This window comes from Pontivivens nitratireducens, from assembly GCF_014235845.1.
In the GTDB taxonomy this organism is placed as follows: Bacteria; Pseudomonadota; Alphaproteobacteria; order Rhodobacterales; family Rhodobacteraceae; genus Pontivivens; species Pontivivens nitratireducens.
Genome location: NZ_JACJUQ010000002.1, coordinates 341,720 through 350,750, shown reverse-complemented (window position 1 = coordinate 350,750; position 9,031 = coordinate 341,720). Strand labels below are relative to the sequence as shown.

Sequence of the window (9,031 nt, the reverse complement as noted above, 5' to 3'; positions counted from 1 at the left end):
CTGGCAACGCGATACGATCGAAATCCGGAGAACTTCCTGGCAGCCATCAAGCTCGCAGCGATCCGCATCTGGATTGCCGATCAATGAGTCCACACCCTAAACTACGGATCCCTGTTTCAGCAGATGTCCGTCCCCTTCGCAGTGCTGGACCATGACCGCCGTTACGTCGCAGTCAACACCTGCTATACCGAGATGTTGATGCGCAGCGCCCAGGATTTGATCGGCAACAACATCTTCGATCTGTTTCCCGAAACGCTGGAGCGGCGCAGACGCGTCGACGCCGCCTTTCGCAAGGCCCTGGCCGGTCAACCGATCACCCTGAGCGAGGTCAGCTATCCGATCCCCGGCCTCACCGTCGATGCGAACACGCCCAGCCAGCTTTACTGGAATGTGCACTGCTCGCCGGTTCATGCCGCAGATGGCCGCGTGATCGGGTTCGGATTGCGGGTCGAGAACGTCTCGGAGGTCGTACACGCCCGGCAGGTCAAGGATGCGATCGAGCATGAACTCAGGCACAGGGTCAGCAACCTTTTCGCCATGGTCAGTACCATTGCGCGGCGCACGGCCCCCAACCATCGCGATATCGACAGTTTCCTGCACGGTTTCCTGGCCCGCATTCAGGCGCTGGCCACCACGAACTCGCTTCTGACCGGCGACAATTGGGACGGCTTGACCGTGCAGGCGCTGCTGGAACGGCAATTGGGCGGCTTCATGTCCGATGCCGGGCAGATCGAGATGCACGGGCCGGAAATCCATCTGAGCGCCTCGGACGCTCAATTGCTGTCGATGGCGATTCATGAATTGGCGACGAATGCCGCAAAATACGGTGCGATAAGTGACGCGGACGGGCACCTTACCGTCGATTGGCAGTTCACGCCCGAGGGCGGCTATTTCATCGACTGGCTTGAGGAAGGCCTGAGCAATATCAGACCGGAGAAACGAGCCGGGTTCGGTACGTCCCTGCTGACCCGGATTTTGCCGAGCCAGCTCAATGGCGAGGTTCAGCAGGATTTCGGCCCCAACTCGCATCATTTCCGTCTGACAGTCAGTGCGCCCCGCAACGCCTGATGCCGCGCCGCAAACCGCAGGTTCAGGCGATCAATTGACGGCCCGAAACGCCGGAAATCTCAACCTCGACGATCTCTCCGATGGGGTGCGGCGTGGTGAAGGCGACTTCGGTGAAGGCCTCCGTCCGGCCCATATCCGCCGCCTCGGTCAGGACGCGGTGGCGGCGGCCGATCTGCGCGTGCAAGTGCCGCTGCACCATCCCGTCACCGACCGCCCGCAACCGGGCTGCACGATCCTTGATCGCGGCCCGCGCGACCTGCGGCATCCGCGCGGCCGGGGTGCCCTGACGCGGTGAATAGGGAAAGACGTGCAGCCAGGTCAGGCCGCATTCCTCAACCAGTTTCAGCGAGTTATCGAACATGTCTTCCGTTTCGGTCGGAAAGCCTGCGATAATGTCCGCGCCATAGATGATATCCGGTCGGGCGCGGCGCATGTCCTCGCAAAACCGGATTGCATCATCGCGCAGGTGTCGACGCTTCATCCGCTTCAGGATCATGTCGTCCCCTGCCTGCAAGCTCAGATGCAAATGCGGCATCAGGCGCGTTTCGCTGGCGATCGCCTCGACCAAAGCGGGGTCGGCCTCGATGGAATCAATTGAACTGATCCGTAAACGGTTGAGGTCAGGGCACAATTTCAGGATCCGCTGCACGAGGTTTCCCAACTGCGGCGCCCCCGGCAGGTCGGCGCCCCAGCTGGTCATATCGACCCCGGTCAGCACGACCTCATTGTAACCCTTGTCCACAAGCCTTTGAATTTGTTCAACGACCACACCGGCCGGAACCGATCGGGAATTGCCGCGTCCGAACGGGATAATGCAGAACGTGCAACGATGGTCGCAGCCATTTTGCACCTGAACGTAAGCGCGCGATCGCGTGCCGAATCCGTCGATCAGATGGCCCGCCGTTTCGGTTGCCGACATGATGTCATCAACAATGACCTTCTCGGTCTTCCCAATGAAGTCAGGCCCTTGCGCGATGTTTCTCCACGTGTCCGGCTGCATCTTCTCAAGGTTGCCGACGACTTTCGCGACCTCCTCCATTCCGGCGAAGGTTTCGGGTTCCGTCTGGGCGGCGCATCCCGTCACGATGACCTGCGCGCCGGGATTGTCACGCTTCAACCGCCGGATCGCCTGCTGAGACTTGCGCACAGCCTCCGCCGTAACGGCGCAGGTATTGACGACCACGGCATCGCGCAGCCCCGCATCGGCGGCCAGCTCCTTCATCGCTTCGGTCTCGTAGGCGTTCAGCCTGCACCCGAAATTCGAAAACACCGGAACGTTCATCCGCGCCATACCCCATCGAAGACATAGGCCACCGGCCCTGTCATCCACACACCGTCATCGCGCCAATCCAGATGCAGATCCCCGCCATCCAGCCGGATCGTGACCGCCCGTTCCGTCAATCCCCGCCGATGCGCGGCCACAGCAACCGCACATGCGCCCGAGCCGCAAGCGAGGGTTATCCCGGCCCCACGCTCCCATGTACGCTGACGCAAGGTATTTCGGTCAAGCACCTGAACAAACTCGACATTCGTTCGTACGGGATAGAGCGGATCATGCTCCAACCGGGGTCCGACCTCGGCAATTGGGGCGCTGTCCGCGTCCTCGACGAACAGCACGCAATGGGGGTTTCCCATGCCCACGGCGGACGGTGCGCCCGGCAATGGCAGCGCGTCGAGCGGCACATCGCGCGACAGGGGAATCCGCTCCCAATCCTCGACCGGCTGGCCCATGTTCACACGGATCAGGTCGCCAGACCGCTCACATGGCAGAACCCCCCGTTCCGTGCGCAGGACCAGAGAGGTCGCGTCAGCCTCACGCATCAGCAGATCCGCGACGCAGCGGGTCGCGTTGCCGCAGGCACCGGCCTCTGATCCGTCAGTGTTGTAGAATCGCACCTGTGCATCCGTCGCATCATCATCGAGGATCAGCGCCAGTTGATCGAATCCCACGCCCCTGTGCCGGTCGCCCATCGCACGGATCGTCGCGATATCCGGAACGGCCCGTGCACCGCGTCCGTCGATCACGACGAAATCGTTGCCAAGGCCGTGCATCTTTAGAAACGGCAGGGATATGGAGGCGCTTTGTGTCATGTGCGCGATATACGCCGCGAACCGGCACAATGCCAGAGCCGCGCCATGCACCGCGAACATGCCTGACATTTCCACGACATGTATTTTCCTTGCTGATGGCGCGGAACTGCCCTTGACCCCCCCGGTGCACCTTTGTAGGTACACGCTCATTGGCGGGCCCTTAGCTCAGTTGGTAGAGCAACTGACTTTTAATCAGTGGGTCGCAGGTTCGAATCCTGCAGGGCTCACCAATCTTATCCTTTCGCAGGATAGCACGATATCAGGCATATTCTTGATCTGTTCAGGACAGCATTTATGCTGCTGCCCTGGGGCGAAGTGATCCATATGCAACATATGTATCCGTTCAGAATGTCATCTATGTGATGTTAACATTTTCCCCGGATGAAAAAGTCAGTATGCATAGGTAAATCATCGATCACCGACACAAGGGATCCTATCAAGATGACACGGCTTTTCTGTGGATTGTTCCTGACCCTGATTCTCTCGGCATGTAACGTCGATCTGGTTCTGCCGCTTGAGGATGAGGACGACGGTGTCGTCACCGTCATCGACCTGAACGCCCGGACGCAGAACCGCGCTGTCGTCAGCGATCAATGAGGATAACGGGCTGTCGGTCCATGGTAGGCTTGTCGCATGGACGTGCTGACTCTATAGATTCTGCAACCTTTATGCAGGAACAGGATTTGCGTGACGTTTCGACGGTACGCTTCATAACGGACGGGCGGCACATATGAAGATCACGCGCATTACCTTGCTGTTGGGCACCAGCCTTTTGGTGATGGCCTGCGACATGCCGTTGCCGCAGGCCGTCGCAGATCCAGGTGAGGCGCAGCCGGTCTCTCCCAATGCGGCCGCGGATCTGTCCGGCTTTGCATCCACGGCGCCGCTGTCCACCAGCGGGCCGGAAAATGCGCTGCCCGGTCAGTGCTACACGCAGGTAACGCGCCCCGCCCGGTTCGAGACGGAGACCCGTCAGGTCCTCGAAACCCCGGCCAGTGCCGAGTTCGAGGTCATTCCCGCCACCTATCGCACCGAAACGGTGCCCGTCGTGGTTGAGGAAGCCTACACCCGGCTGGAGGTCATTCCCGCAATCTATGAAACGGTGATGGACACCGTGATCGTCGAGCCTTCGCGTGAGGTGACGCGCACCATACCGGCCGAGTACACGACCGTTGCGGAACAGGTGCCCGTGCGCCCGTCCTATCGCAACTGGGTGGCCTCGAACCGGATCTATCCCACAGGGGCATCCGCCTTGGGCGGCACGGTGATCGGCAACCGGACACTGGCCAGCGGCGCGGTTGAGACATTGGTGGAATTTCCGCCGGAGTTTGAAACCGTCACCCGCCGCGAACTCGTCCAGCCCGAACGCACGGAAACCATCGTCATTCCAGCCGTCACGCGTGAGGTGCCGCGCCGCGTTATCGCCCAACCCGCCCGCACGGTGGAGGTGGTGGTTCCCGCCGTCACCCGCCAGGTGGAACGTGAGGTGGTCGCCACCAACGAACGTGTGATCCGCAAGGAGGTCCCCGCCACGTTCCGTGAGGTGTCCACCCCGGTTCAGGTTCTGCCCGCGCAGGAGGTTTGGGCGAATGTGGTCTGTGACACGGATTACAACCCCATATTGGTGCGTGCGCTGCAACGCGCACTGGCGGAACAGGGTGAGTATCGCGGTGCGGTGGACGGGATCATGGGGCCGGGCACGCAGCGGGCGATCCGCGCCTATCAACTCGACCTCGGCTACGATACGCCTGCCCTGACATTGGAGGCTGTCCGCGCCCTCGGGCTGACGGCCTGATCCTGACATGAACGCATTGCTGCGAGCTGTCTTCTGGGTGGCGGGGGCGACATGCTCGTTCATTGCCATGGCTGTGACGGGGCGTGAGGTGTCGCGTGAGCTCGATACGTTCGAGTTGATGCTCTACCGCTCACTGATCGGGATCATCATCGTTACTTCCGTCGCCGCGCTGACCGGCAACCTGCGAAACATCAACACGCAGCAGATGCCGCTGCATCTGACGCGCAATATCGGGCATTTCACCGGCCAGAACCTGTGGTTCTTCGCCATCTCCACCATTCCGCTGGCACAGGTCGTGGCGCTGGAGTTCACGACACCTCTCTGGGTGGCGCTGGCCGCACCCTTGATCCTGGGTGAGCGGATGACATGGCTGCGCGGGTTCGCGGTCTTCCTGGGTTTTCTGGGCGTTTTGATCGTCGCGCGCCCCGACGAACTGGTGCTGGAGCCAGGCGTTCTGGCGGCTGCCGGCTGTGCCGTCGGCTTCGCGATCACGTTCCTCGCGGCGAAGTCGCTGGCCCGTACGCAGACCGTGACCTGCATCCTGTTCTGGTTGTCGGTCATGCAAGCGGTCTTTGCCCTGATCCTCGCCGGGTTCGACGGCGACATCGCGCGCCCTTCGATCGGGGTGTTGCCCATTGTGGTCGCCGTTTCCGTCACGGGGCTGCTGGCGCATTTCTGCCTGACGCGCGCCTTGCAAATCGCGCCGGCCAGCGTGGTTTCCCCGATGGAGTTCGCACGCCTGCCATTGATCGCCATCGTCGGCTACCTGCTCTATGACGAACCATTCGCACTGGCCATCCTGATCGGTGGCGCCCTGATCCTGACCGGCAACACCATCAACATCGTTCAGAGCAACCGTGGACATTGAGGCGATTGCGCCCTCGTTCGCCTCATGCTACCCGACCCGTAACCTGACCCGAAGGAGTGCATAATGAACCTCGACAAGATCCCCGCAGGCAAGAATCCCCCCAAGGACATCAACGTCGTGATCGAGATCACCGGCGGCGCCGCAGGTGGCGCGCCCGTGAAATACGAGATCGACAAGGAGTCCGGCGCGGTCTTCGTCGATCGGATCGTCAATACGCCGATGTTCTACCCATGCAACTACGGCTTTGTGCCCAATACCCTGCACGCGGATGGTGACCCCACCGACGTTCTGGTTCTGACGGACTTTCCGTTGCAGCCCGGCACCGTGATCCGCTGCCGCCCCGTGGGCGTGCTCAAGATGGAGGACGATGGCGGCATGGATGACAAGCTGATCGCCGTCCCGGTCGAGAAGGTCGATCCCTTCCAGGCGAACGTGCAGGATCTGGGCGATATCGTTCCCAAGACGCTGGACCGGATCAAGCATTTCTTCGAGCACTACAAGGATCTCGAAGAGGGCAAGTGGGTCAAGGTCATCGGCTGGGGTGACAAGGCTGAGGCGGAGGAGATTCTGCAAGGTTCCATCGACGCGATGTCGAAATAATCAACACAACCCCTGGATGAACGTGACGCCGCCCTGACACCGGGGCGGCGTTTTCGTTGTGATTGCGCAACATAATTTCAATCCCGTGCGCAGGTGACGTGGCGTTCAATATTGACCGCGTGCGGCGTGACCGATCACTGTAATTTTACCAATAACCAACGACTTGCATAAGCAGGCGTTCATTTTCCCTAGGGGGGATAGACATGACTTTCACAGCAAAACTGCTGGGTGCGACCGCGACCGCAGCGCTTTTCACCTCTGCCGCAATGGCAGGCGGGCTCGACCGCTCCGGCCAGCCGGTCAACGCGCTCTTCGAGGAAGGCCGCCACCTGGAATTCTCCACCGCCTTCGTTCGGCCGAGCCTGGATGGTGTCGCCACGACTGGATCTAGCCGTCCGACAGGTGAGGGTCCCGAAGATTACACCATGCTTGGATTCGCCTATAAGGACGATATCAACGATCAGCTTTCCTATGCGATCATCTTCGATGAACCATATGGCTCGGATACCAAATATCCCGCAACCGGCACCACGGCATATAGCGGTATTACATCCGAACTTAATTCATATGCTCTGACAGGTCTTTTGCGCTACGAAATGCCGAGCGGTTTCTCCGTCTATGGTGGCCTCAAGATGCAGAGCCTGAATGCAGAGGCGGCAATTCCTGCAGCGGCCTACACCGTATCCACCGACACGGATTATGCGCTCGGATATGTCGCCGGTGTTGCGTATGAACGGCCCGAGATCGCACTTCGCGTGGCGCTGACCTATCACTCCGAAATCGATCATGAGAACAGCACCACGGAGTCCGCCCTCGGAACACTTCCTGCGGCCACAAACAACCTGACGACCACGACACCCGATGCAATCAATCTGGACTTCCAGACTGGTGTCGCGCCTGGCACATTGGTGTTCGGTCGCATCCGGTGGGCGGATTACTCCGAATTCGAACTGGCACCAGCAAATTACACGACGGGAACCGGTTCGCCGCTTTCATCCTATGAGGATGACTCGGTGTCCTACACGCTGGGCATCGGCCGCGCGATCACCGAGAACTTCTCCATGGCGTTTTCGGTGAACTACGAGGACAAGGGGCCAACGGCCGATTCCTCGGCGCTGTCTCCTCTGAACGGGCGGATCGGCTACACGCTCGGCGGAACATACACGATGGACAATGTCAGCATCACCGGCGGCATCAGCTATACCGATCTGGGCGACACCACCGTCGACAGCCCTGAGACAGCTGAATACCGTGACAATGACGCGATCGCCATCGGCCTGAAGATCGCGTTCAAGCTCTGATCCAGTTCAATACCCATTGCGAAAGGCCCGCCCCACCGGCGGGCCTTTTTCGTATGCGCATGTTTCGGGTGGTGAGGCATCATCGCCGGGGGTAGCGTCTGCTGATGATGCAACAACGTTCCATGTCAAACGCCGCCTGGGGCCAGTTGATCCTGCTGGGTCTGATCTGGGGCGGCTCCTTCTTCTCCATCGCGCTGGCCCTGCGCGAGGTCGGCGTTCTGACCTCGGTCACGCACCGGGTCGGATGGGCGGCGCTGGTGTTGTGGGGTGTCGTCATCTTGCGCGGCCACGCCCTGCGCGGGCCTTTGCGGGTCTGGGATTGATCGCCCTGGGCCTCGCCGTGATCGACGGGCGGCTTTTCAAGTGGTTCGCCAACCGCTAATCGGAACCCGACACATGTGTAGGAGCCGCCAGATGTACTATCCCAACGCCGCCGCTTGGCAATCTGCCGAGCATAAGCGCGTCGCGCTGTTCGGCATGTCCGGCCTGGGCAAGACCCATGTGGCGGACATGTTGCGCGGCACCGGCGACTGGTTCCACTACTCCGTCGATTACCGGATCGGCACGCGCTACATGGGCGAACACATCGTCGATAATTTCAAGCTGCACGCGATGAAGGTACCGTTTCTGGCGGAATTGCTGCGTTCGGACTCGATCTATATCGGCTCGAACATCACGTTCCAGAACCTCGATCCGCTGTCCACCTATCTGGGAAAGCCCGGCGACCCGGCGCGCGGCGGCATCCCCATCGAGGATTACCGCACCCGCCAGCAGCAGCACCGCAAGGCGGAGATCGCCAGCCTGATCGACGCCGTGGATTTCGCCCAGCGGGCTCAGACGATCTATGGCTATCCAAATTTCGTCTGCGATACCGGCGGCTCGATCTGCGAGGTGGTGGACCCCGCCGATCCAAACGATCCGGTGATGGCGGCGCTGACCTCCGCCATGCTGCCGGTCTGGATCGAGGGGTCCGAGGCGCATGTCGACGAACTGGTCCGACGCTTCGACCGTCAGCCCAAACCGATGTATTATCGCCCCGAGGAACTGGAGGAGAACTGGGCCGCCTGGCTGGAACGGACTGGCGATGCCCCCGACGCCGTCGATCCCGATGCCTTCATCCGGTTTTCCTACCGCCGCGTTCTGGAAACCCGGCAGGACCGCTACGCCGCGATGGCCCGGCACGGGGTCACCGTCACCGCTGAGGAGATATATGCCCTGCGCTCCACCCACGATTTCGAGACCCTGATCGCGCAGGCCCTGCAACGCGCCCCGCTTGCGCAATCCAGCCGCAACACTTAGACCAATCCT

Annotated in this window: 10 protein-coding genes and 1 tRNA gene; 9 read left to right on the top strand and 2 right to left on the bottom strand. The window is 60.9% G+C overall.

What is annotated here, in order from left to right; all coding sequences use genetic code 11:
- The first annotated feature begins 111 nt into the window (after positions 1 to 111).
- The gene (locus H1S03_RS04510; protein WP_283810330.1) at positions 112 to 1,068 is read left to right on the top strand and encodes an HWE histidine kinase domain-containing protein; all 957 of its coding nucleotides are present in this window, start codon (positions 112 to 114) and stop codon (positions 1,066 to 1,068) included.
- 22 nt (positions 1,069 to 1,090) lie between these two features.
- On the opposite strand, the gene mtaB is transcribed toward H1S03_RS04510, so the two are convergent.
- Positions 1,091 to 2,350, bottom strand: coding sequence for a tRNA (N(6)-L-threonylcarbamoyladenosine(37)-C(2))-methylthiotransferase MtaB (mtaB, locus tag H1S03_RS04505; protein WP_185803332.1), 1,260 nt, complete (start codon positions 2,348 to 2,350; stop codon positions 1,091 to 1,093).
- Complete coding sequence (gene dapF, locus H1S03_RS04500) at positions 2,347 to 3,159, bottom strand: diaminopimelate epimerase (RefSeq protein ID WP_185803354.1); 813 nt, start codon at positions 3,157 to 3,159, stop codon at positions 2,347 to 2,349. The genes mtaB and dapF overlap by 4 nt, the downstream gene beginning before the upstream one ends.
- Before the next feature lie 154 nt (positions 3,160 to 3,313).
- On the opposite strand from dapF, the gene H1S03_RS04495 reads away from it, so the two are divergent.
- The 8 genes from H1S03_RS04495 (at position 3,314) to H1S03_RS04460 (ending at position 9,022) form a co-directional block, all read left to right on the top strand.
- Positions 3,314 to 3,389: transfer RNA gene (locus H1S03_RS04495), tRNA-Lys, on the top strand.
- 211 nt (positions 3,390 to 3,600) lie between these two features.
- A complete protein-coding gene (locus H1S03_RS04490; RefSeq protein WP_166191775.1) occupies positions 3,601 to 3,756 on the top strand; it encodes a hypothetical protein in 156 nt (51 codons plus the stop codon).
- 133 nt (positions 3,757 to 3,889) lie between these two features.
- Positions 3,890 to 4,954, top strand: a complete 1,065-nt coding sequence (locus H1S03_RS04485; protein WP_185803331.1) for a peptidoglycan-binding domain-containing protein — start codon at positions 3,890 to 3,892, stop codon at positions 4,952 to 4,954.
- 7 nt (positions 4,955 to 4,961) lie between these two features.
- The gene (locus tag H1S03_RS04480; RefSeq protein ID WP_185803330.1) at positions 4,962 to 5,822 is read left to right on the top strand and encodes a DMT family transporter; all 861 of its coding nucleotides are present in this window, start codon (positions 4,962 to 4,964) and stop codon (positions 5,820 to 5,822) included.
- A 63-nt stretch (positions 5,823 to 5,885) separates the two neighbouring features.
- Complete coding sequence (gene ppa, locus H1S03_RS04475) at positions 5,886 to 6,422, top strand: inorganic diphosphatase (RefSeq protein WP_166191784.1); 537 nt, start codon at positions 5,886 to 5,888, stop codon at positions 6,420 to 6,422.
- Positions 6,423 to 6,625: 203 nt separating this feature from the next.
- Entirely contained in the window at positions 6,626 to 7,723 is a 1,098-nt protein-coding gene (locus tag H1S03_RS04470; RefSeq protein WP_185803329.1) for an OmpP1/FadL family transporter, read from the top strand.
- A 122-nt stretch (positions 7,724 to 7,845) separates the two neighbouring features.
- Positions 7,846 to 8,046 (top strand): hypothetical protein, encoded by a 201-nt coding sequence (locus H1S03_RS04465; protein ID WP_185803328.1) that lies wholly within the window; start codon positions 7,846 to 7,848, stop codon positions 8,044 to 8,046.
- Between the two features lie 91 nt (positions 8,047 to 8,137).
- Complete coding sequence (locus tag H1S03_RS04460; protein WP_185803327.1) at positions 8,138 to 9,022, top strand: ATPase; 885 nt, start codon at positions 8,138 to 8,140, stop codon at positions 9,020 to 9,022.
- Positions 9,023 to 9,031 lie beyond the last annotated feature (9 nt).